The 22286-nt window shown below is 47.0% G+C and carries 26 protein-coding genes; 7 read left to right on the forward strand and 19 right to left on the reverse strand.

Going from position 1 to position 22286, the window contains the following annotated elements; all coding sequences use genetic code 11:
• Positions 1 to 10 precede the first annotated feature (10 nt).
• The 16 genes from truA to VSQ62_RS26220 form a co-directional block, all read right to left on the reverse strand.
• Positions 11 to 763, reverse strand: a complete 753-nt coding sequence (gene truA / locus VSQ62_RS26145; protein WP_334637983.1) for a tRNA pseudouridine(38-40) synthase TruA — start codon at positions 761 to 763, stop codon at positions 11 to 13.
• 78 nt (positions 764 to 841) lie between these two features.
• Complete coding sequence (locus VSQ62_RS26150; RefSeq protein WP_334637984.1) at positions 842 to 1666, reverse strand: energy-coupling factor transporter transmembrane component T family protein; 825 nt, start codon at positions 1664 to 1666, stop codon at positions 842 to 844.
• 51 nt (positions 1667 to 1717) lie between these two features.
• Positions 1718 to 2566 carry an energy-coupling factor transporter ATPase gene (locus tag VSQ62_RS26155; protein ID WP_334637985.1) on the reverse strand — a complete coding sequence of 283 codons (849 nt, stop codon included), beginning with the start codon at positions 2564 to 2566 and terminating at the stop codon, positions 1718 to 1720.
• Positions 2551 to 3402, reverse strand: coding sequence for an energy-coupling factor transporter ATPase (locus VSQ62_RS26160; RefSeq protein ID WP_334637986.1), 852 nt, complete (start codon positions 3400 to 3402; stop codon positions 2551 to 2553). Before VSQ62_RS26160 ends, VSQ62_RS26155 begins: the two co-directional genes overlap by 16 nt.
• Positions 3403 to 3473: 71 nt before the next feature.
• A complete protein-coding gene (locus VSQ62_RS26165) occupies positions 3474 to 5159 on the reverse strand; it encodes an ABC transporter permease (protein ID WP_334637987.1) in 1686 nt (561 codons plus the stop codon).
• Entirely contained in the window at positions 5152 to 6165 is a 1014-nt protein-coding gene (locus VSQ62_RS26170; RefSeq protein WP_334637988.1) for an ABC transporter ATP-binding protein, read from the reverse strand. The genes VSQ62_RS26165 and VSQ62_RS26170 overlap by 8 nt, the downstream gene beginning before the upstream one ends.
• Positions 6166 to 6238: 73 nt before the next feature.
• Positions 6239 to 7351, reverse strand: coding sequence for an extracellular solute-binding protein (locus tag VSQ62_RS26175; RefSeq protein WP_334637989.1), 1113 nt, complete (start codon positions 7349 to 7351; stop codon positions 6239 to 6241).
• Positions 7352 to 7504: 153 nt separating this feature from the next.
• Positions 7505 to 7696 carry a hypothetical protein gene (locus VSQ62_RS26180; RefSeq protein ID WP_334637990.1) on the reverse strand — a complete coding sequence of 64 codons (192 nt, stop codon included), beginning with the start codon at positions 7694 to 7696 and terminating at the stop codon, positions 7505 to 7507.
• The gene (locus VSQ62_RS26185; RefSeq protein ID WP_334637991.1) at positions 7683 to 7994 is read right to left on the reverse strand and encodes a PucR family transcriptional regulator ligand-binding domain-containing protein; all 312 of its coding nucleotides are present in this window, start codon (positions 7992 to 7994) and stop codon (positions 7683 to 7685) included. Before VSQ62_RS26185 ends, VSQ62_RS26180 begins: the two co-directional genes overlap by 14 nt.
• Before the next feature lie 10 nt (positions 7995 to 8004).
• Complete coding sequence (locus tag VSQ62_RS26190; RefSeq protein WP_334637992.1) at positions 8005 to 8181, reverse strand: chorismate--pyruvate lyase; 177 nt, start codon at positions 8179 to 8181, stop codon at positions 8005 to 8007.
• Entirely contained in the window at positions 8175 to 9095 is a 921-nt protein-coding gene (locus VSQ62_RS26195; RefSeq protein WP_334637993.1) for a DMT family transporter, read from the reverse strand. The genes VSQ62_RS26190 and VSQ62_RS26195 overlap by 7 nt, the downstream gene beginning before the upstream one ends.
• Entirely contained in the window at positions 9095 to 9613 is a 519-nt protein-coding gene (locus tag VSQ62_RS26200; RefSeq protein ID WP_334637994.1) for a peptidylprolyl isomerase, read from the reverse strand. Before VSQ62_RS26200 ends, VSQ62_RS26195 begins: the two co-directional genes overlap by 1 nt.
• 90 nt (positions 9614 to 9703) lie before the next feature.
• Entirely contained in the window at positions 9704 to 10339 is a 636-nt protein-coding gene (locus VSQ62_RS26205) for a hypothetical protein (protein ID WP_334637995.1), read from the reverse strand.
• Positions 10340 to 10375: 36 nt separating this feature from the next.
• Positions 10376 to 11092 (reverse strand): AAA family ATPase, encoded by a 717-nt coding sequence (locus tag VSQ62_RS26210; protein WP_334637996.1) that lies wholly within the window; start codon positions 11090 to 11092, stop codon positions 10376 to 10378.
• A gap of 496 nt (positions 11093 to 11588) precedes the next feature.
• Complete coding sequence (locus VSQ62_RS26215; RefSeq protein WP_334637997.1) at positions 11589 to 12743, reverse strand: IS91 family transposase; 1155 nt, start codon at positions 12741 to 12743, stop codon at positions 11589 to 11591.
• Positions 12730 to 13602, reverse strand: a complete 873-nt coding sequence (locus tag VSQ62_RS26220; protein ID WP_334637998.1) for a tyrosine-type recombinase/integrase — start codon at positions 13600 to 13602, stop codon at positions 12730 to 12732. Before VSQ62_RS26220 ends, VSQ62_RS26215 begins: the two co-directional genes overlap by 14 nt.
• Before the next feature lie 354 nt (positions 13603 to 13956).
• Between VSQ62_RS26220 and VSQ62_RS26225 the strand changes: the two genes are divergently transcribed.
• From VSQ62_RS26225 to VSQ62_RS26245, 5 genes are all read left to right on the forward strand, one after another.
• Positions 13957 to 14595 carry an MBL fold metallo-hydrolase gene (locus tag VSQ62_RS26225; protein WP_334637999.1) on the forward strand — a complete coding sequence of 213 codons (639 nt, stop codon included), beginning with the start codon at positions 13957 to 13959 and terminating at the stop codon, positions 14593 to 14595.
• A gap of 74 nt (positions 14596 to 14669) precedes the next feature.
• A complete protein-coding gene (locus VSQ62_RS26230) occupies positions 14670 to 15062 on the forward strand; it encodes a DUF6483 family protein (RefSeq protein ID WP_334638000.1) in 393 nt (130 codons plus the stop codon).
• Positions 15063 to 15218: 156 nt separating this feature from the next.
• A complete protein-coding gene (locus tag VSQ62_RS26235) occupies positions 15219 to 15407 on the forward strand; it encodes a type II toxin-antitoxin system HicA family toxin (protein WP_334638001.1) in 189 nt (62 codons plus the stop codon).
• A 28-nt stretch (positions 15408 to 15435) separates the two neighbouring features.
• Positions 15436 to 15837 (forward strand): type II toxin-antitoxin system HicB family antitoxin, encoded by a 402-nt coding sequence (locus VSQ62_RS26240; protein ID WP_334638002.1) that lies wholly within the window; start codon positions 15436 to 15438, stop codon positions 15835 to 15837.
• A 184-nt stretch (positions 15838 to 16021) separates the two neighbouring features.
• A complete protein-coding gene (locus VSQ62_RS26245; protein WP_334638003.1) occupies positions 16022 to 17086 on the forward strand; it encodes a helix-turn-helix domain-containing protein in 1065 nt (354 codons plus the stop codon).
• Positions 17087 to 17292: 206 nt separating this feature from the next.
• On the opposite strand, the gene VSQ62_RS26250 is transcribed toward VSQ62_RS26245, so the two are convergent.
• Entirely contained in the window at positions 17293 to 18018 is a 726-nt protein-coding gene (locus VSQ62_RS26250; RefSeq protein WP_334638004.1) for a nitroreductase family protein, read from the reverse strand.
• 90 nt (positions 18019 to 18108) lie between these two features.
• Positions 18109 to 18903 (reverse strand): pyrroline-5-carboxylate reductase, encoded by a 795-nt coding sequence (gene proC / locus VSQ62_RS26255; RefSeq protein WP_334638005.1) that lies wholly within the window; start codon positions 18901 to 18903, stop codon positions 18109 to 18111.
• A 268-nt stretch (positions 18904 to 19171) separates the two neighbouring features.
• Here proC and VSQ62_RS26260 point away from each other — a divergent pair, with 268 nt between their 5' ends.
• Positions 19172 to 20779 (forward strand): AAA-like domain-containing protein, encoded by a 1608-nt coding sequence (locus tag VSQ62_RS26260; protein ID WP_334638006.1) that lies wholly within the window; start codon positions 19172 to 19174, stop codon positions 20777 to 20779.
• Positions 20780 to 20807: 28 nt separating this feature from the next.
• Entirely contained in the window at positions 20808 to 21467 is a 660-nt protein-coding gene (locus VSQ62_RS26265; protein WP_334638007.1) for a GntR family transcriptional regulator, read from the forward strand.
• A gap of 81 nt (positions 21468 to 21548) precedes the next feature.
• Here the strand turns inward: VSQ62_RS26265 and VSQ62_RS26270 are convergent, their stop codons facing one another.
• The gene (locus VSQ62_RS26270; RefSeq protein ID WP_334638008.1) at positions 21549 to 22241 is read right to left on the reverse strand and encodes an anaerobic ribonucleoside-triphosphate reductase activating protein; all 693 of its coding nucleotides are present in this window, start codon (positions 22239 to 22241) and stop codon (positions 21549 to 21551) included.
• Positions 22242 to 22286 lie beyond the last annotated feature (45 nt).

Raw genomic sequence — 22286 nt, forward strand, 5'->3', positions numbered from 1 at the left:
ATCTTCCTCCTTAATGCTTCGCTTCCCCATAGTCAATCTTCACTAATACCAGGCCCTCCGGCGGCGCTGTCACGCCTGCCTCCGTCCGCTCTCCCGCTTCCAGAATCTCCTTAACCTTCCCCGGATCGTAGAACCCTCGTCCTACCCGGATCAGCGTGCCTGCTATGATCCGCACCATATTGTATAAGAATCCATTGCCCGTGACACGGATCGTAATATCTTGGTCTTCCTTCTCTATCTCGATCCCGTCTATCCTGCGCACCGTGTTCTCCGCATTCGTGCGGATATTGCAAAAGCTGGCGAAATCATGCTCTCCTGCCAGATATGCCGCTCCTTCCCGCATCTTCTCCACGTCCAACGGAAAAGAAACAAAAGTGCTGTATCTGCGCTTCAGCGGATCCGGCAGCTGGGCGTTATAGATATGGTATTCGTAGGTTTTGCTTATCTGCTCCTGATAACGGGGGTGCCAGTCAGGCAGCACTTCCTCTGACTTGACGATTACGATATCCGCCGGGAGCTTCTGGTTCAGCGCATATGCCATGCGCTCCGGGGGGATCGGAGAATCCGTATCAAATACCGCCACATTTCCCAGGGCATGGACACCCGAGTCTGTACGGCTTGCGCCGATAATGTGAATGTCTTCTCCGGTCAGTTTCTTAAGTTTTTTGTTCAGGACCTCTTCGATAGTTATGCCGTTTGGCTGGATCTGCCAGCCGCAGTAGTCTGTACCGTCATAGGAGACGAGAAGTCGGATGCGTTTCATGGGGTTACCTCTGAATAAAATCTCTTTTTAAGGGGACGGCAAGGCACAGATTCCCTGCCTGTGTACTGAAAATGGATATTAAAATATCCAGATGTGCAGCGGAAGATATCTTCCGATTGCAAATACTGCTATAACGTATATTATCACTATTGCATACGCCGTGTAATCACGGTGCTTATAATGTAAGGGCTTCATCTTCGTCCTTCCCTCCCCGCCGCGGTAGCAGCGGGCTTCCATAGCCATGGCAAGGTCGTTGGCACGGCGGAAGGCTGATACAAACAGCGGAACAAGGATCGGAATCATACTCTTCGCCCTCTGAATAATATTGCCGCTCTCAAAATCAGCTCCCCGGGCGATCTGCGCCTTCATGATCTTGTCCGTCTCTTCCAAGAGGATCGGAATGAACCGAAGCGCAATCGACATCATCATCGCAACCTCATGAACCGGCACACGGATCTTGTTCAAAGGATGGAGCAGCGCCTCTATCCCGTCGGTCAGCTCGTTCGGCGTTGTGGTGAAGGTCATAAGGGACGAGCCGATGATCAGGTAAATGAGCCTGACCGCCATATAGACGGCCGTTACCAGGCCGCCCTCCGTGATCGTAATGATCCAGGCGTGGAACAATACGTCTCCGCTTCTCGTCAGAAACAGATTAAATAATACCGTGATCATCAGCAGCAGGACCACTGGTTTTAACCCTCTCACAATAAATGAAAAAGGAACTCTCGATATTCGGATCACCGTGACAAGGAATACGGTCGCAACCAGATATCCGGAAATACTGCGGAATAAAAATAACGAAATCAGATATAACAAAGTAGACACAAGCTTCACCCTCGGGTCAAGCCTGTGCACAACGCTCTTAGCCGGATAATATTGTCCTATCGTTATGTCTCTTACCATCTCTTCGTCTCCATCATCTGTTATGCGCCTGCACTGCAAACCGTGCAGGCATTATGATCCCACCGCTCTCAGAATCTCATCCGCCGCCTCCGCTACCGTCGTCACATCTGTCCTGACAGGAATCCCTCTTCCCGCAAGATCATGCATAATATAAGTAACCTGCGGCGCGGCAAGGCCTACCTTCTCCAACTCCTGGTAATGCTCGAACACTCTCTTCGGCTCATCATTGTACATGACGGCTCCCCTGTTCATCACGATCAGCCGGTCAGCATATTTGGCAACATCTTCCATACTGTGAGATACCAGGATCACCGTTATATCGCTCTCCCTGTGAAGATATGCGATCTGATCCAGAATGTCGTCCCTCCCCTTGGGATCAAGCCCCGCAGTCGGTTCATCCAACACCAGGACCTTAGGCCGCATGGCAAGCACACCTGCGATCGCCGCACGGCGCTTCTGCCCGCCGGACAGTTCAAACGGAGAGACATTATAATACTTCTCCTTGAGCCCTACCAGACGCAGCGCTTCAAGCGCCCGTTCCTTACACTGTTCCGCAGTAAGCCCCTGATTCTTCGGTCCGAAGCATACGTCTGTCATGACGTCGATCTCGAACAGCTGATGCTCCGGGTATTGGAACACAAGCCCCACCTCGTTCCGAAGCCCCCGCATAGAATAGCCTTCCCGGTAAATATTCTCACCGTTATAATACAGCTCCCCGCTCGTCGCACGGATCAGACCGTTCAAATGCTGGATCAGCGTAGACTTCCCGGACCCGGTATGGCCGATAATCCCCACGAACTCCCCGTGGGGGATCTCAATACAGATATCGTTTAACGCCTTCTTCTCATATGCGGTTCCCTGACTGTATACATAATTCAAATGCTCTAATTTAATTGACATAGCGCTTCCACCAACTCTTCTTTCTTAAGTATCCCGCCAGGAATCTTAAGCCCCCTTTTTCTCAGTTCATCCGCAAGAAGCGTCGCCTGCGGAACATCCAGGCGGTAGGATTTGAGCTCGTCTACCCGTGAGAATATCTCCCTGGGTGTTCCTTCCATCACAACATGCCCATGATCCATCACATAGATCTTATCCGCATCTACGACCTCTTCCATATAATGAGTGATCAGGATAACCGTCACCTTCTTCTGCTCCCTTAGCTTCTGAACCGTCTTAAGAACTTCCCTGCGTCCTACCGGATCAAGCATCGCCGTAGGCTCGTCCAGCACGATACATTTAGGCTCCATCGCAACCACACCCGCGATCGCCACACGCTGCTTCTGTCCGCCGGATAATTTGTTCGGAGAATGGTGCCTGTACTCGATCATCCCCACGGATCTTAAGCTGTCCTCTACCCGCTGCCAGATCTCATCCGTGGGAACGCCTAAGTTCTCCGGGCCGAATCCCACGTCCTCCTCCACGACCGTCCCGATGATCTGGTTGTCAGGATTCTGAAATACCATCCCCGCTGACTGGCGTACGTTCCACAGCTCTTCCGGGTCTTTGGTATTGCGCCCGTTCACCCACATCGTCCCTTGCGTCGGCACGAGAATGGCATTGATATGCTTAGCAAGGGTAGACTTCCCGGAGCCGTTATGACCCAGAATGGCGATAAACTGGCCCTCCTGTACATCTATATCCACCTCGTCGATGGCGCGGGAGGTGCCGATCACATTCCCTTCCTCATCCCGCTTCTCATATTCAAATATCAGCTTCTCCGTCTGAACCATGTCCATGAGGACGCCTCCAATCTGTTCATTCACTTTTCTTATTGTACGTTATTGATGTATGTTTTGCAAGATACTGTTTAAAAATACCGCTCTTTATCAAATTTGAATATCAAACCTAAGGCCGCATAACAGATCATGATCACAATCACCCCGTACGCCAGCGATATCCCCATCTTATATTCCTGCATATTCGTGACCATAGAGATTGATATCGGTCTGTTATACACTCCATACAACAGGGCTGACATCGTATATTCTCCTATATTCCTTATAAGCCCCAGCACTCCGCCCGCCATGATCCCAGGCGCTATATTCGGTACGATCACATGAACGAATGTGTAAAACATATCCGCGCCAAGGCTTCTTGACGCTTCCTCCAGATTCTTATTAATTCCCTGAACCGCCACCTCATTCGAGCTGAACAGAAGAGGCAGAGAGGTTATCGTATAAGCGATCGGCAATATATAGAAGCCCCCGATCAAGGACTGGTTCAAGGCAAATATACTCTTATGATTAAACGCATTGATCAGGTTTACCGCTACCACACTTGCAGGCATTGCCCACGGAAGCATAATAAGGACCTTGAACACCGCATTCCATCTGCCTCCCCGCCTTACGATCATATATGCAGCCGGAACCGTAAGGACAAGTCCGGCCGCAACCGCCATCACCGACATTTTCACGCTATTGATAATGGGCTTTAACACCCGCCCTTTCTCAACGATCACCAGATAATTCTCCAGCGTAAATCCCCTCGGGAAGATCATCGTCATGATAGATTTCGTTTCCACGAAAGAGAGATATACTATGGCAATGACCGGCAGGATCACCAATACGATCTGCACGATGATCACAATACGGCACAAAAATACGAAGAACCCCTTCTTCTTTCCCATTCCCGCCGACACGGCGCGGAAGGATCTGGCATTGCCGTACTTTTTGCTGTAGAATTGGATCAGCAGCATAACTGAAAGACTGATCAAAAACAGCAGCATTACCTGTACAGATGCTATCTCCATATGATTATTCGCCTTCGAGCGGACGATCTGCGTGCTGAGCACCTTGAACCCTCCGCCGATCAGATTCGGCGCCGAAAAGGAACTGATTCCCGAGGCAAATGTAACGATCACCGACGTCAGGACCGCAGGCAGGATCTCCGGCCATACGACATCTGCAAATACCCTTAATTTTGACGCTCCCATTCCTCTTGCCGCCTCGATCAGTGAGTAATCCATATATTTTAACGCTACATACACATTCAGATAAAAATAAACATACTGCGTATACGCGATCACAAACACAACCGCGCCGAATCCTTGAAAACGATACGGTATTTCCGTAAGCTGCAGAAGATATTCCAGACTCTTCGTAATAATCCCGCTTTCCCCGTACAATTGGTTAAATGCGATCACGACAATAACACCCGGAATCATCATCGGGCTCAGAAGAAGAATATGCACGGCCTTCTTCTCCCTGCCTGCCAGGAATGTCATATAGAGAGCCAGCGCGATTCCTACTGCCCCGCATACCAGCACCGACGCCGCCCCCAGAAGAACGGTATTCCCTATCACACGGAGCTGGTTTGGATTCGACAGATATTCCTGTATATTCCCGATCCCGTAGCCGTTTTCCGTCTCAAATGCCTTAATGACAGTACAAAAAAACGGCACCACGATATATCCGGTCAGAAGAAAAGCCAGAAGCATATACCACAGACACTTTAACCATCCACTCTTTATTCCTCTATCACTTTTATTATTCATATCCACCCACCATATCGCCGATATTATCAACCGTCATGTACGCCGTATCATTGACGTGCCATTCATGGTACATTTTCCCGAGGTTTATTTCCACGATACGGTATTCCTCCTTTTGCGCGCTGACCACCGTATATTCAAAATACATGCCCATGAATTTCACTTCCTTTACCGTCACCAATATCCCGTTTCCTTTATCGCGGCTAAGCTGTATCTGTTCCGGCCTCACACAGACAGACACCGAATCGGCAATACGCCTGCCCAGCAGGCTTTCTAATACCGCTCCTCCTATATGGTTCGAAGTTCCGACAAAATCAGCAACAAAATCCTGTCTCGGATCATCATAGATCTCCTTAGGCGTCCCCATCTTAAGAATTCTCCCCTTCTGCATTACGGCAACCCTGTCAGAGATAGACAGCGCCTCCTGCTGGTCATGGGTAATAAAAAGAGTCGTGATCCCCGTCTTCTTCTGGATCGCCCTGATCTCTTCCCGCATCTTCGTTCTAAGCGATACATCTAAGTTTGACATCGGCTCATCCAGCAGAAGCATCTGCGGTTCGATCGCCAGCGCCCTCGCGATAGCCACGCGCTGCTGCTGTCCGCCGGACAGCTCGTTCACTTTCCGATTCTGATACTCCAATAGCCCTGTCAATTCCATATACTGCTCACATTTGTCCCGGATACTTGTCTTGTCCTTTTTGCGGATCTTTAAGCCGTATGCAATATTATCCCTTACGCTCATATTCGGAAACAACGCGTAATTCTGAAACACGATCCCCATATTTCTGCTTTCCGGCGTCCATGCCGTGATATCCTTCTCTCCGTTTGCTACTGTTCCCTCGTCCGGGATGATAAAACCGGCGATAATCCGCAGAATCGTTGTTTTTCCGCAGCCAGACGGCCCAAGAAGCGTGAGCAGCTCCCCTTCCTCTATGGAAAAATTGACCTGATCCAATACCTTCTCCTTCGCATAGGCATGGCTTATATTCTTCAATACTATATTACTCATATTACATTCTCCCAAATAGACATATATAAGAAATAGCGGAACCCAGTATCAGTCCCGCTACTTCCAACCAGTTTTAATTGTCTGACGCAACCGCTTTGTCGGCATCCAGATAATCTGTCTCCCATTTTTCAAGCCAATCCGACTGATTTTCACCGATCGCAACCCAGTCAAGCTCCATAGACTTATACTCTGTCTGCATCCACTCCGGGCAGTCCGGCAGCGCGCTGTCTAATGCAGGCAGACGGCTGAATTCGTTCGCAACCATAGCCTGTGTCTCGGCGCTTCCCGCAAATTCAAGAAAAGCATCCGCGGCGCTTGGGTGCGGTGCATTCTTAATCTTCGCGATACAGTCTGTCAGCACGATCGCACCGCTCTTCGCATCGATCACTTCCACCGGAAGTCCGTTCTTATCACGGTTTGTAATGATATCATTCAATACTGCAATAGAGACCGGCGCCTCTCCCTTTCCAACCGCCTCGTACATCATACTGCCGCTGTTATAGTAATTCTTTGTATTGGCATCCAACTTCTGGATATAATCCCACGCTGCATCTTCGCTGTCATTCTGCGAAATATTATAAATCAATGCCGTGATTGCAGACCGCATGGATGACGATAATGAATCACGCGTAACGATCTTGTCCTTGTACTCGTCATTCGCCAGATCGCTCCAGTCAGACGGAGCCTCTTCTGCAGACATATGTTCTGTATTATAGAACATCATAACCGGAGTCTTGATCGTTCCAAACCATTTGCCGTCCGCATCCTTATAATCGTCTGACAGTTCAGAAGCCCAGGCCGGATTCGCCGAATCGAAACACTCCTCGCCGTTAAGCTGCATATAAGTAGCCGCGTCCCCGCCAAACATAATATCCGCCTGAGGGTTGTCCTTCTCACTCCTCACACGGTCTGCCAGTTCACCTTTCAGATTGATATACTCGACCTCGACGCCTGTCTCTTCTGTGAACGCATCTCCAATCGTCTCCAACAGTTCTTCCGGATGGGTCGAATATACAACTACCACATCCTCTAATTCCTCCGTCTCTTCGCCCGGCTCTTCTGTGCTCTCTGTGCTCTCCTCAGATACGCTGCCATCCTTGGATGAACTGCTGTCTGCTCCCCCGCAGGCTGCCAAAGACAGAATCATTGTTCCCATTAATAATGCTGAAAACCATCTCTTTTTCATACCTTTTCCTCCTGAAATCAATATTTCTGACATCTCTGCCAAAGTCATCGGGACGATTGTATCATGCATATTCTAAACTGTAAACGGATTCACCGGATTCTTTTATTTAATACTCTTATAAACTTTATTATCTTTTTTTATAATTGCAGCTCTCTACTGCAGATCTCCTGCTGCTCTCACCTTCACCCGGTTCGTATTGCCCGGATAATACGCCAGCGGTATATCCTCCGCCTCAATGATCTCCACAGTCTCCCGAAGCGCCCCTGCCGCCGCCGCAAGCTCGGCAGCCTCCATTTTCGCCTGTTCAAGCGCCTTCTCCCTTGGAATATCGTCATAATCGATCATCCACCCGCGGCAGATAGACGCCCACATAGAAAAGGATCAGCCCCACTTCTCCGCCTTCCGCCATCCGGCGGATATTCGCGCACTGTCTCTCTACATCCTCCAGGATATTAACAAATCCCGTAATCACGATCTCACTGCCGAAAAATTCTCCCTGGGGAAACAGCTCATCGATCAGTATGCCCGGATCGACGGATTCTAACACCGATATAGAAGAGACGATCCGCGGCAGTCCCTTTGCTCCGCCCAGCATCTCCGCCCGCCGAAGAGACGGCAGTCTCAGCAGATCCTCTACAGTCACACTCATCCGGCTAGATAACCGAATACTGCATATATTCGTACAGCAGCCTCGTCCCTTCCATGATCTCCGGCGGAAGAAGCGCACGCGCCGTCATCTTAGGCTCCGCATTCTGATCCGTCTCATCTTCCCTGCGGAGCATTGCGTAATCACCGTCTATCCTCTCCACGATATATGTACATTTTAACATAGTATTTCCTTGCCCTTCCGATTGATAATAATGATCCCGACGCTCACACAGACGAGCGCGATCAGATTCTTCACGGATATTACCTGTTCTCCTAAGAATATTGCCGACATCGCAACCCCGAACACCGGAATACTGAATCCGAATATCGCAACCTTGCCTACAGAATTGTACTTCAGAAGCTCTGCCCATATACTGAAAGCCACCGTAGACAGCAAGGACATATACAGCAGCAGAAGCGTTGATTTCAAGGCAAATCCATGCACGCTTCCGCCGGCCGCCGCGCCGGTCAGAATCAGCACCGCACCGCCGAACAACAGCTGATAAGCCGTGATCGTCACCGGCTTCTCCCTGTCAGAGATCATCTTAAGCGTCACGCTGCTCAGTCCATAGGAAAACGCGCACACCAGGACCATCCCCTCTCCCATCAGGGAGAAGCCGCTGCTCCACGCTCCCGGCTCCAGATTGATGATAATGATCCCTGCAAATCCCACCAAACAGCCCGCAACCTTCTTCCAGGTAAGCTTCTCTGATCTCATCAGGAAATGCGCCGCTATAATAGAGAAAAATGCATTCGACGCGTTGATCACAGACCCCTTGGCCCCCGTTGTGTGCGCCAGACCGATATAGAAACACACATACTGGACTGTCGTCTGCAAAATCCCTTGTCCAAACACATACGGGACTGAACTCTTCTTCATCGTGATCACACCCTTCTCCAGCACACATGCCAGAATAAATGTAAACACGCCTGCCAGAAAAAACCGATACCCGGCAAATAATATCTGGCTCCCCGAGCCCTCTATCCGGAATAATTCATATCCTATTTTAACACATGGAAATGCACTGCCCCATAAGGCGCAGCACATCAATGCCAGAATCGTTCTGGTTACCGTATTCTGATAAAACCGTTCCATTATTCCTTCTCCGGTTCCGGATAATCCACACCCTGCGTATCTACCATAACCTTCTTCATCTTCTGTTCTATAAGCGGCCTGTCATTATAATCCGTATCTGTATCCGCAATCTTATTCACAATGTCCATACCTTCTGTCACCTTGCCGAACGCCGCATATGAACCGTCCAGATGCGGAGAGTTCTCATGCATGATGAAGAACTGTGATCCTGCTGAATCTGGATGCATCGCCCGCGCCATAGACAGCACGCCTTCTGTGTGCTTCAAGTCATTCGCCACACCGTTCTGACTGAACTCACCTTTGATATTATATCCCGGACCGCCCATACCCGTTCCGTCCGGGCATCCGCCCTGGATCATAAAACCGCTAATCACACGGTGGAAGATCAGCCCGTTATAGTATCCCTTCTTCACCAAAGAGATAAAATTATTCACCGTATTCGGCGCGATCTCAGGATACAGCTCCGCCTTCATAATGTCCCCGTTTTCCATTTCAAATGTCACAATTGGATTCGCCATACTTCATTTCCTCTTTTCCCTGTTATTTATCTACTAAAATATCCTGTTCAGACGCTATCTATTGTAGCGGATAACAGGCGGTTCGTAAAGCTATTTTTTATATAGAATAATGCCGCCTTTCTCCTCATATCCAGTATTCCACAGTTCTTCCAGGTGAAGCCGCACTTTCTCCCCGTAAGTAGCGGCTATGATCCACATTCCCCGTTCCGTCTCCTCATACCCGACCACCAGGAACCAGTGCCAGATGAAATCCTTATACTTCTCAGCCAGCTTATGACGAAGCATCACATACGGAACCGGAAGTCCCGCATCAATCTGCCCTCTGATCCTTTCCGCCGCTTCTTCATATGGATATTCTCCTGCAAACCCTTCCATCCCGATTCCGATATCTTGTACCGGCATCTGCTTCACCCGCGCCTCATCACAGACGTCCCGAAGATATTTCTCAAATCCTTCTATATACCATTCAAGTTTCTTCACCCCGTTCACCCTCGGTCTGATATACGGCTTCATGATCTGGCTGAACTTCTTATAGTCCTCCTTGTTGAGTTCTTCAATATCATAAGGGTACAGAAACTCCATTCCCATATATTTTGCAAAATAAATACAACTGTCGCACGCTGTCGCCGCAGCGCAGCCTCCGATATGCATAACAATATTCGTGAACCAATCCTGATTGCCGCCAAACGCACCATCTATTGTAAAATAATTCAGTAACTTCTCCATTAGACTGTACTCTCCCCGTATTATGATATACTCTGATTACTCATTTAACAACCTATGCAGCAAAATATCCCGATTGTTAATAAACAGTTCTGTTACGATATAGCTGTCCGTATCTTCATATTCACATAAATGAACCTCACCATTGTCAAAGCTATATATCTCCGCCTCCGGCATCCCCAGCAAGATCGGCGAATGCGTCACTATTATAAATTGTGCCCCGTCTTTCGCACATTTATATATGTCCATTAACAATGTTAACTGTCTCTGCGGCGATAGCGCGGCCTCCGGTTCATCAAAAATAAAAATCCCGCCTGCTTTCATGTAGTTCTGCGCAATCGCCAGAAAGCTCTCGCCATGGGATTTCTCATGATATTCCTGTGAAGGATGCTGGATATCCGCATACTCCCGTTCCTTCGTCGCCACATTATAGAAGCTCTCCGCCCTCAGAAAATACCCGACTCTTGGCCTGCGGACGCCTTTTATAAGCGTAACGGCATCACACAATTCCGAGTGAGAATCATACGTTGAGAAGGAATAATTCCTGGTTCCGCCCTCCGGATTAAATCCATATGCAACGGCAATCGCTTCTAACAACGTTGATTTCCCGCTTCCGTTTTCCCCTACAAAAAATGTTACCGACTTATTGAAATCTAATGTACGCACATCTTTTATGGCCTCTATCTTCCTCAAATAGCTGTCCGCTTCAATCTTCTTCCAGTCGATCATCAATCCCTGAATAAACTGATTCTTCACACTTATCCTCCTTATAAAATCTGTTTGCTCACTTCTCATTTTATAAGCCTGTCTGGAGATGTGCAAGCCATATATTTATATTCTTTTTATCTTAAAATATTGAGCGGCAGGCTTATAGACACGAAATCAACAAGAGCAACGCTTGCCGCAATTACTGATTTGCTGAAAAAGATAGTGAAAAGCGGCTTTGAATTTGCTATAATTCTTAAGGAAAGTATCAGATTCAGAGCAGACAAAGAGAGCAGCTTTATACAAAAGATAAAACTGCTCTGAATGTGATTCTTTCCAATTGTACCAAGCCGCGGACGATCAGCCGGTAAGTGTATGGGGATAGCATTCTTTTCCTTTGGTTAAAATGCTGCTATTTTTGAAAGGATAGATGGCATAGAAACCACTTTTTTGTGTAACTTCATGGGAGCGTTTTATAAATGGGCATGCTTCGCAAGCCTTCTTGCGGAGGCTTAGAAAAAATCTATTCAGTGGACAGACACTTTGATCAGGAAGTGCCATAAGTCCTTCCGATGCTCTGCATCCCGAAGCATCCACATTCCGGACAGACGCGAATGTCGATCTTCCACACCGCTTTTATAAGCTCAGCCATGGATAGATGGACATATCTTGCCTGGAAACGCTGATGTCCCTGAAGGGTAAATATCAGCTTCAGGTTTTTGCTTTTTCCCCGGTTATTTAGGAACCCATAGTATCGGATCTTCTGGAAGCCGCAGGGCAGCACATGCATCAGATAACGGCGGATGAACTCTGTGTTCTCCAGGGTGACGGTCCTGCGCGGCTCGCCAGGCTTCCGTCCTCTGGCGGAAAAAGAGACCTGTTGGTTATCTACAGAAATGAGGCGGCTGTTTCCGATAGCTATTTTGTGGGTATATCTCCCAAGATATTCCATCGCATTTCCGAAGCCGTTGAAGGTTTCTTTGATGTAAGGGCACCAGTCTTTTTCATAAAGGCCATTGCGAAACCCGGTCCATTCGTAAGAATTCCGCAACTTTTCACAGGAAGAGGAAAATACCAGCTTGCCGCTTTTATAAAGGGAATCCAGTTCAGCAAGATATTTCCCCCTGAATTTGTTCCGGAGGACCTTTACCGGGATGAAAAAATGATTGATGGATTTACGGATCCTATGGTCCGGTGTAAGCCCGCCGCCGGAAATAATACAATGCATATGCACATGATAGAGCATTTCCTGATTCCAGGTATGGATGGCCTGTATGATACCGGGCGTTGCACCGAGGTACTTTTTGCACGAAGAGAGTTCCAAAAGGGTCCTGGCGCAGCATCTGTGGAGCAGTCCATAGAGGAGCTGCTGGTTACAGTAGATAAGGCTGTTCAACTCATGGGGAAGAGTAAAGACGACATGGAAATAAGGCGCATCTATCACTTCAGCCCTCCGCTTATCCACCCAGATTTCCTGATTCACAGCCTGGCAGTTGGGGCAGTTGCGGTTGCGGCAGGAATTGTTATGGAATTCGGTATGCCCGCAGTCGGGGCACTGGGAAACGTTGATGCCAAAGGAACCGGATTTACAGCCCATGATGGCACGGGATGCTTTTTTCTGGACATCCGACTGGAAGCAGCCGGAAGAGCTAAATGCTTCATAGGAAAACGCCCAGACCTGCTGGACCTTAGACCTGTCCATGGGAAACACCTCCCATCTGGTCAAAAGGGCTTACTGCATTTCCCGTGCCATTAGAAGCGAGATGTACATAAATCGTAGTGGAATTTAATGACTTATGCCCGAGGAGCGCTTTAATGGTGAGCAGGTCAGTGCCGTTTTCATAAAGGTGGGTGCCAAATGCGTGCCGAAACGTATGGCAGGAGAAACGGTGCTCCCAGCCAAGTTCAGCTTCTTTGGCGGCAATAAACTGGTTTACCGTATAAGAGGCCATGGGCTTTTGGGAATTATCACGGTTAGGGAAGAGGAATCCCATGGGTCTGCCGGCATGGAACCAGTACTGTGTCAGGATATCCAGTGCATTCTGGGAAAGGATGGCATAACGGTCAGAACGTGCCTTGGAATGACGGATATGTATGCGCATGGAAGAGCGGCTGATATCCTCGTAGCGGAGGGAGCAGGCTTCGCCAACCCGCAGCCCGGCAGAATACAGGAGAGAAAGAACCGCCTTGTGCTTGAGGTTGGAAAAAGACTGGATAAAATACCAGACCTCATTTTGTGTAGGAACAAAAGGAAGGTAGGAATCAAATCTGCGCATAGGGAGCTGTGTGGCATCCCAGGGTTTGTGCAAAACGTAAATGGTGAAGAAACGGAGTTGGGAAATGCAGTGGTTCATAGTGCGGTCAGAAAGGCTTTTCTCTCTTTGGAGCCACCGGATAAAATCACGCAGTTCATCCCAGGAGACATCTTCGGGCATCTTATGGAGGATGCCGGAAAGATAATTCAGGTAAGCCCGGATGTAGGTGGAATAAGATGTTACAGTATGGTCAGTAAGACCGCGCAGGGAGATCATCTCCCGGAAAGCAGATAAATATTTGTCCATAATGGAACCTCCTTGAAAAAATGATGGAAAAGTGAGGGAAACATCATTTATGTGGAGGCGGGCGGTAAAAATTTTTCGAAATATAGTTGTTGAGTTTGAAAATCCATGATAACATAAGCATAGCAGTTTTTGTTGTGTTTTAAGTTGTCTTGTGGTGATTCAACAATAAAACATATATACAAAAACTGCTACTATTATTTTGTGAAAAATGAAAATTTTAAGAAAAAAGTGTAATTTCACATACTTAGGGCTAGCCGCCGCGCTAGCGGCTTGGTACAATAAACATAGACATATCAAGGCTTTTCCGACACGGAAAGGAGTAAAAATGTCAGTTCAAACTTACAGGAGAACAAAATGAGCAAGATTCATCGGATAAAATGCGGCAATGTTAATTGCCATATTATCGATAACGGAACAAGCGGAATATTAGTAGACACAGGAAAAAAGGAGTTCCTTGACAAGGTGATGGAAGCATGCAGATCTTATAATGTGAAACTGATCATCTTAACCCACGCGCATTTTGACCACGCCGAAAATGCTGTCCGGATATCGGATACCTTAGGAATTCCTATTGGAATGAATGAGAATGATCGTAATCTGATTCAATCTAACTCAAACCAATCGCTGTCCGCTGCAACTATATTAGGGAAAATCGTCCTATCAGCATCCCTCAGGGAATTTTCTGTCCGTTCCATACCGGAATTTAAACCTGACGTATTGCTTCATAATGATGACCGTCTGGACGATTACGGAATAGATGCCCGCATTCTTTCTTTACCGGGACATACGGATGGTTCCATCGGCATTGATGTGGACGGTAAACATTTTATAGCCGGCGATGCACTGATGAATATGTTTTATCCCACAGTTTCCATGCTGTATCATAATAAGGACAGCATGCTGGAAAGCGCAAGAAAAATAAGCAATATAGGCAATAGAATCATATATTTCGGTCATGGCAAGCCGGTTCTTAATAAGAATTGGGTTAAGTAATCTTTAATCCGCGGCACACATGGTAAAACGGCAGTATCATATGCCTTGTTTAGAACATTTTACAGGAGGAAAACATGGACTTTATCGATGAAAAAGACTATATCATGCGGCTTATTAAGGAAGCGGTTAGAGTGCTTTTTTCTCTAATACTTGGGAAACAATACAAGTCGGTTGAACTGCCGGAAGCAAACAAATACGAAGTCTCAGGGGACACGCTGGAGAAATATGAAAGAATGGTTGATGAAGGCTTTATAAATGAAGCCGAAAATATATTGCTGGAAGGTATTGACTATACAAAAAAGGAAGAAGTTCTTGCAGCAGTATTATTTTATCAATATATAAGCGAAAAAGATATTGATTTCTTAGAAGCACACAATTATTCCAAAGAGGAAGCGTTGGATGGGATTAAAAGACTGGCAGAGAAACTAGGGTATGGGCAAATAAGTTCACTAATTTCACAATTTTAAATAATATTTAACCGCTCTGGTGTCTATATTGATTTCTCAATCTAAATCCGAAAAAAATTAACACGCAGTTTTTAACACGTAATATTACGTATTTTAGTTGACACACGCAATATTACGTATTAAAATGTATTATAATGGGAAAAGGAGTTGCAAAAGGTGCCGTTAACTCCAAAGGAAATTATTAAAAAACTAAAACAAAATGGTTTTATAATCATTAATCAAAACGGTTCTCATGTAAAGTTAAAAAATCCTGAATCTGGGAAACAGGTAATTGTTCCTTATCATTCTAAAGCCATGAAAAAGGGCTTAGAACAAGCAATATTAAAGCAGGCGGGGCTAAAATAGTTCTGTCATTAAAAATGGAGGTATCTGCATGAATAAATTAGTATTTTATCCCGCTATTTTCCACAAAGCTGAAGACGGAGGCTTCTGGATTTCCTTCCCTGACCTTCCAGAATGTCTTACTGAGGGAAACGATATGACACAAGCGTATGAGATGGCTGTCAATGCTCTCGGACTGGCACTCACATCACGCGAAATTGAAAATGAACCTATACCTGAACCATCTGCCCCTAGTGATATAATAGTCGAAAAAGACTCTTTTCTTGTTGTAGTTGAATTTGATATACTGGCATATAAGAAAAGAACAAGTCCTCGGGCTGTTAAAAAAACACTTAGTATTCCAGAATGGCTCAATGAGGAGGCTACCGCCATCGGCGTAAATTTCTCCCAAGTTTTGCAGGAAGCGCTTATGCAGAAATTGCAGACCAAATAAAAACTGCCCCCCCCCCACTCTAAACCTCCTAAAAGCTTTGAAAATCCATTCATTTAACCAACGGTTAACTTTCAATGCCGAATAAATACAACGATTCAATTGTCCTCTCTCCGCCGCCGCTGTTATAATGGAAGAAAGATGAATGCAAAGCATTTTTCATACCTTTCAAAGGAGGACTGCCACAATGAAAATCAATGAAATCATCCGCCAAAAACGAACCGAAAAAGGCTACACCCAGGAGCAGATAGCTTCCTTCCTGGGCGTCTCTGCCCCGGCCGTCAACAAATGGGAAAAGGCCATCTCCTACCCGGATATCACGCTGCTTCCCGCGCTGGCAAGGCTGCTTGGCACAGACCTTAACACGCTGCTCTCTTTTCAGGATGACCTTACAAAGGAAGAAATCGGGATTTTTATAAATGAATTGGTTTCTATTGCCGACACAGAAGGGATTGACGCCGCATTTCACATGGCGCAGGATAAGCTTCACGAATATCCCACCTGTGATCTTCTGCTATTGAACACTGCGCTGACTCTCGAAGGTCTGATTATCATGTCCAAGACCACCGTTCAAAACTGCCGATATGCAGCCGATATCGAAGAGATGTACACACGGGCTTCCAAAAGCTGTGACCCCGCGGTGAGCAGCCACGCCAAAGCCATGTTAATCTCAAAACACAGAAAAAGAAAAGAATTCGATGCTGCCAGAAGGTTATTGAATGAGCTTCCCGACACGACGCTCTACAACAAGAAACAATTAGAGGCCACCCTATGCCAGGAAGAGGGGAACTTAGAACAGGCCGCACAGATCATCGAAGGGAAGATTCTGTCGGAGATCAGCGGGGTACAATCAGCTCTGCTCACACTGGTGGAGATCGCTGTCAAAGAACATCATCTGTCCGAAGCCGAACAGCTGACGGAAATCGCCAAAGAGACCGGCCGGCTATTTGATCTGTGGGACTGTAATTCGCATATTGCAGATTTTCAGCTTGCCGTTGCACAACGGGACACCGGCGAATGTCTTCGTGCCCTTGAGAAGATGCTGCCGGGTCTTTGCCAGGAATGGAAGCCAGATCACTCACCTTTGTACCGGCACCTCTCCATGAAAGGGACAAACATGGGGAGCAGGATGCTGTCTGGAATACTAAACGAATTGGAAGACACGGAAAACCACGAATATGATTTCCTGCGGGAAGATACAAGAATACAGAACTTGCTGGACCAATACCATTCTGTTGTAAAAATGCCTTAACCGCTTCATATCCGCCGCACCAATAAGCCGAATCCTATACTCGTTATCTGTGCCAGATGCACGTCTCCGCCCAGTACGTTTCTTGGTTTGCTTTCCCGATAGCACGTGTGTAAAGACGCAGCCCGCTACGCCTGCGTTTTTACACACGCACCCTCGAAAAAGCATTCCCAATGAAACAGAGAGGTATTTAAAACAGATTAGATTTCTTAAAGAAATTCTTTCAGATACACTTCCATAGACCGGCTCATCTCCTTAGAGAAGCCGGACTCATACTTCCTCTTCCAGAATGCCTCCATCCATTCCTCATAACTCTTATCACCCGTCTTATCTGCAAACATCTGACGGATCTCCTGGCTGCCCTTATCCCGGTAAACATTCTCACATACAATATCCGAAAGGCCGAACCTCACCGGCTTTTTCCTCTCCTTCTGCTGCTCGGTCGGATAGCCGAATACTAGCATACACGCCGGATATACATATGATGGAAGCTCCAACAGCTCCTTCATATCTTCCGCATTCTCCATCACGTCACCTATGTAGCAGGAACCGATTCCGAGACTCTCTGCCGCTGTCACCGCATTCTGGGCGGCGATCACCGCATCCTCCACCGCGAGAAGAAGATCTCCGGCGCCAGGCCTGCGCGGTGTCAGGCCCGCCTCCCGGTAGAATGAGAGCCATTTTCGGCAATCCGCGCAGAATACAAGCACCAGCTTCGCCTTCGCTATAAATGCCTGATCGTCGCAGAGCTTCGCAAGCCTTTCTTTCTTGTCCTGATCCGTGATATCAAGGATCGTATATAATAACTGACATCCTGCGGACGGCGCCTGAAGCGCCGCATTTAAAACGGCTTCCTTATCTTCTCTTGTTATCTCTTCTTCTGTATATACACGCACAGACTTTCTCGCATATAACGATTCTATAATCTTATTCATCTCTTCCTCCCATCCACAGGCTCAGATCGCCTTCCAACCACAATTGCACTGCAGCCGTCCAGACAGGCCGAGCTCGTCCAAACCGTTGTATTACATCCCCTTAGACATCTCCTCGCAGACCTTCATAGCCTCAAATACCGCACTCCTGAAACCGCGTTCTTCTAATACACGCACAGCCTCGATCGTCGTTCCGGCCGGAGAACATACCATATCCTTCAGCTCTCCCGGATGCTTTCCGGTCTCTAATACCATCTTCGCGCTTCCAAGCACTGCCTGGGCAGCAAACTGATAAGCCTGCGGTCTTGGCATCCCGCCGGATACCGCAGCATCCGCCATAGCCTCGATCAGCATGAACACATATGCCGGAGAACTTCCGCTGACAGACACCACCGTATCCATCAGACGTTCCGGTACGATCTCTACCCGGCTGAAGCTTTCAAGCAGCGTGCGCACATATGCCGTCTCTTCCTCGGTCATATGCTCATTCGGGCAAGCTGCCGTCATTCCTGCTCCCACCATTGCCGGTGTGTTCGGCATCGTCCGGACAAGCTTCACATCCTTGCCGAACTGCTCTGCAAGCCATGCCAGCGTCTTACCAGGCGCTATGGTGATCACGATCTGATCTGCACGGATCAAATCCTTGATCTCCTGAATTACATCCGCATAGAACTGCGGCTTCACGGATAACACGATCACATCCGCTTTCTCTACAACTTCCTTGTTGCTGTCCGTTACATGAATACCAAACTGAGCCTTTGCCCTCTCCCGTCCCGGTGCAAACAGGTCTGCGCCGATGATCTCCTCTGCCGGAATGATCTGGTTCTTGATAATTCCTCCCATGATAGCTGACGCCATATTACCCGTTCCGATAAATCCTAATTTCATTTGAAACACCTTCCTTTTCTTTTTTTCATTATAAAATCTCGCTAAGACTGTCTGTAACGGTTCAAATCTGTCCTGCTGCAGATCATCCGTCACAAATCATCTTTTTGTATACAATTATATATTTTGTATACAATATGTTATGTACTGACTATAACATGGAAATGGGAGCAAGTCAATCAAAACCTTACTTGTTTATCTTGATTCTCCATGGTAAAATGAGACTGAATTAGTGTAGTGTCTCATCTCTACAGGAAAGGAGATTCTTTGCATGAGAAAACGATTCAACATCACGGGGCTTTGCATTCCGGCCAAACATTATATGGTTGACTTAAGCAATAGACTGGCAGAAATCCACAGTATGGTTGACGAAGGTTCGTATTTTTCAATAAATCGCGGAAGACAGTTCGGCAAAACTACTATATTGCATGCCTTGACTAAGGTACTGTCAGACCGATATCTTGTAGTACACTTGGATTTTCAGGCCTTGGGCAGCGCATCCTACAAGGATGAGAATACCTTTTCGGTGGCATTCGCATCCATATTCGTAAGAGGTCTTAGTATAGCTAATGAAAACGTACTCGAGGAATATCCCGTTCTTCAAACACTTCGGGATATAGACGCGTCCCCCTCTTTGCAGTTTGATCTCCGAAAGCTATTTTATCTGCTGCTGACATTTTGTCAATCTTCAAAAAAACCGGTAGTCCTCATAATAGACGAAGCAGACAGTGCATCAAATAACCAGGTTTTTCTTGATTTCCTTGCACAGCTGCGAAATTATTATCTCGAACGGGAAGCTCTTGGAACAATTACATTCCAGTCCGTTATCCTGGCCGGAGTATATGATATCAGGAATTTAAAGAGGAAACTTCGCTCAAACGATGAACATAAGCTTAACAGTCCATGGAATATTGCTGCAAAATTTAATGTTAAAATGAGTTTCAGTAAAGACGATATTGAAGGTATGTTAATGGATTACGAGAAAGATTACCATACCGGCATGGATGTGCTCGAGATTGCCGGTTTAATCTATGATGATACCTCTGGCTATCCATATCTGGTATCTGCTTTTTGTAAACTGATCGACGAAGAGGTCAGCACTGAAGACACACCCGAGAGCAGAAAAAATGCATGGACAAGGGACGGTTTTTTCCAGGCGGAACGAATGCTTTTGGAGGAAGAAAATACATTGTTTGATTCATTAATCGGAAAACTCAGCGATATACCCGAACTGAACACCCTAATCAGAAACCTTTTGTTTACAGGTTCAAATACCGTCTACAATGCTGATCTGCCTGCCATTAACATTGCGGCAATGTTAGGATTCATCAAAAAGCACCATCATACTATAACGATTGCCAACCGTATTTTTGAAACCCGCTTATATAATTTCTATTTGTCAGCCGCAGATATGCAAAACCTGGATATTTACAAGGCATCGCAGCGGGACAAGAACCAGTTTATCATAGACGGACATCTGAATATGCGGCGGATCTTGGAAAAATTCGTCGAACATTTTCATGATTTATATAAGGACAGTCCGCAGACCTTTATTGAAGATACCGGCAGAAAGTTTTTCCTGTTATATCTGCGTCCAATTATCAATGGAACCGGAAACTATTATATTGAATCACAGACAAGAGACCTTTGCCGAACTGATGTGATCGTGGATTACCGCGGCGAACAATTTATCATAGAAACTAAAATATGGCACGGTAATGAATATAACAAACGCGGAGAACAGCAGTTGATTGATTACCTGGATGCATATCATAAAGACAAAGGCTATATGCTCAGTTTTAATTTCAACAAAAAGAAACAGATCGGTGTACATGATATAGTCATTGGCAATAAAATTATAATTGAGGCAGTCGTATAGACAATTTCGACAAAACGGAGGACCCCCCATGGCTGAAAAGACCGCATCCCTCGCCGCCCAGGCTTACGAGAAGATAAAAGAGAACATACTGAATCTGACCTATTCCCCCGGCATGCCGCTGACTGAAGCCATGCTTGCCGCGGAACTTGGCATGAGCCGAAGCCCCATCCGGGCAGCGATCCAGATGCTCAGATCAGAAGGTCTGATCGTATCCGACTATTACAAGTCCATGACCGTCCGGGAGATCACCGACAGAGACATCAACGAACTGTACCAGATCCGCGAATTGTTGGAAGGAGCTGCTTTCCGGCTCATCTTCTCTCTCGGCCGCAACGAAGAATATTCCTACCGCATCGAGGAGAAGGTCGTCCGTATGTGCGCGGCCGCAGAAGACCCTTACGAGTGGGAGCTTGCCGATACCGCCATGCACATGGAGATCATCAGTATTTTTGACAATGAGCGTATTAATAAAATCTATGAAAATAATCTGTGTGAATTGATCCGTATCGGACAATGTTCCGTCCAAAACGGAATGAAGATCTCAAAAACCAATGAGAATCTCAAGAAAATGATCGGATATATGAGAGACGGGAATTCCGAAGCAGCATTTGCGCTCCTTAAGGCAGATCATTTTAAGATCGGACGGGACAGCGCATTAAAGGCAGAGATCATCGAACGGCTGTCGTAGAATAGACTTCCGGTTCCTGACAGAAGCAAAACAGTTCAGGAAAGTTCACCCGCCTGAACTGTGAGCAATTACCGCTTATCTCTACCATCCCCGCAGCCGCGCCGCCGGCACATCCTTCTTCACGATCTCAAGCGCCTGTTCCATAATACTGTCATTATACCGGTGAAGCCCCTCCCTGATCACTCCCTCGGAACAGATAAAACGCTGGAGATAATAGCGCTCTGCCCCTGCGATCCATCTTCCGATAGATTCAAAATCCGACCTCCTGTGATACTCCAGCACGACCGTCGTACAGAACTCATACGGCACCGCGCCGCCAAGCAGATATTCCACACTCTTCTGCACCTTATCCACATCATATCCTTCAATTCCAACGGTTCTGCCGTAACTCTCCCGGGAATTCTTAATATCCATGGCAACATAACTGACGAGTCCTTCCGAGACAAGCTTCTTAAGCTTATCCGGGAAACTTCCGTTCGTCTCCAGCCTTACATCGTATCCGATCTCCCTGATCCGTCCCAAGAACTCTTCAATCCCCCTCTGAATCAACGGTTCGCCTCCGGTCAGGCAGATCCCGTCCAATATCCCGCTGTACTTCTTCAAGTATGCATAAATATCTTCCAACGGTATATCCCGATTCTCATGAGTATCTATTACAAGCGGCTTATTGTAACAGTACGGACATCGAAAATTACATCCTGCCGCAAACAGCGTGCAAGCCATCTTTCCAGGGTAATCTAACAGTGAGAATTTCTTCAGCCCTTGTATCACCATACCACTGCCTCCTATTTGTACCGCCCCTCACCTTCGTTCGGCGGC

Source organism: Sporofaciens sp. JLR.KK001, from assembly GCF_036941055.1.
Classification (GTDB): Bacteria; Bacillota; Clostridia; order Lachnospirales; family Lachnospiraceae; genus Sporofaciens.

Coding starts and splice junctions, on each gene's coding strand:
- VSQ62_RS26175 (WP_334637989.1), bottom strand. CDS start 7,351: ATGAAAAAGAGATGGTTTTCAGCATTATTAATGGGAACAATGATTCTG.
- VSQ62_RS26245 (WP_334638003.1), top strand. CDS start 16,022: ATGAAAATCAATGAAATCATCCGCCAAAAACGAACCGAAAAAGGCTAC.
- VSQ62_RS26190 (WP_334637992.1), bottom strand. CDS start 8,181: ATGTTAAAATGTACATATATCGTGGAGAGGATAGACGGTGATTACGCA.
- VSQ62_RS26220 (WP_334637998.1), bottom strand. CDS start 13,602: ATGGACAAATATTTATCTGCTTTCCGGGAGATGATCTCCCTGCGCGGT.
- VSQ62_RS26170 (WP_334637988.1), bottom strand. CDS start 6,165: ATGAGTAATATAGTATTGAAGAATATAAGCCATGCCTATGCGAAGGAG.
- VSQ62_RS26250 (WP_334638004.1), bottom strand. CDS start 18,018: ATGAATAAGATTATAGAATCGTTATATGCGAGAAAGTCTGTGCGTGTA.
- VSQ62_RS26270 (WP_334638008.1), bottom strand. CDS start 22,241: ATGGTGATACAAGGGCTGAAGAAATTCTCACTGTTAGATTACCCTGGA.
- VSQ62_RS26215 (WP_334637997.1), bottom strand. CDS start 12,743: ATGGACAGGTCTAAGGTCCAGCAGGTCTGGGCGTTTTCCTATGAAGCA.
- truA (WP_334637983.1), bottom strand. CDS start 763: ATGAAACGCATCCGACTTCTCGTCTCCTATGACGGTACAGACTACTGC.
- VSQ62_RS26150 (WP_334637984.1), bottom strand. CDS start 1,666: ATGGTAAGAGACATAACGATAGGACAATATTATCCGGCTAAGAGCGTT.
- VSQ62_RS26160 (WP_334637986.1), bottom strand. CDS start 3,402: ATGGACATGGTTCAGACGGAGAAGCTGATATTTGAATATGAGAAGCGG.
- VSQ62_RS26180 (WP_334637990.1), bottom strand. CDS start 7,696: ATGATCGATTATGACGATATTCCAAGGGAGAAGGCGCTTGAACAGGCG.
- VSQ62_RS26260 (WP_334638006.1), top strand. CDS start 19,172: ATGAGAAAACGATTCAACATCACGGGGCTTTGCATTCCGGCCAAACAT.
- VSQ62_RS26265 (WP_334638007.1), top strand. CDS start 20,808: ATGGCTGAAAAGACCGCATCCCTCGCCGCCCAGGCTTACGAGAAGATA.
- VSQ62_RS26230 (WP_334638000.1), top strand. CDS start 14,670: ATGGACTTTATCGATGAAAAAGACTATATCATGCGGCTTATTAAGGAA.
- VSQ62_RS26205 (WP_334637995.1), bottom strand. CDS start 10,339: ATGGAGAAGTTACTGAATTATTTTACAATAGATGGTGCGTTTGGCGGC.
- VSQ62_RS26155 (WP_334637985.1), bottom strand. CDS start 2,566: ATGTCAATTAAATTAGAGCATTTGAATTATGTATACAGTCAGGGAACC.
- VSQ62_RS26165 (WP_334637987.1), bottom strand. CDS start 5,159: ATGAATAATAAAAGTGATAGAGGAATAAAGAGTGGATGGTTAAAGTGT.
- VSQ62_RS26225 (WP_334637999.1), top strand. CDS start 13,957: ATGAGCAAGATTCATCGGATAAAATGCGGCAATGTTAATTGCCATATT.
- VSQ62_RS26200 (WP_334637994.1), bottom strand. CDS start 9,613: ATGGCGAATCCAATTGTGACATTTGAAATGGAAAACGGGGACATTATG.
- VSQ62_RS26195 (WP_334637993.1), bottom strand. CDS start 9,095: ATGGAACGGTTTTATCAGAATACGGTAACCAGAACGATTCTGGCATTG.
- VSQ62_RS26240 (WP_334638002.1), top strand. CDS start 15,436: ATGAATAAATTAGTATTTTATCCCGCTATTTTCCACAAAGCTGAAGAC.
- proC (WP_334638005.1), bottom strand. CDS start 18,903: ATGAAATTAGGATTTATCGGAACGGGTAATATGGCGTCAGCTATCATG.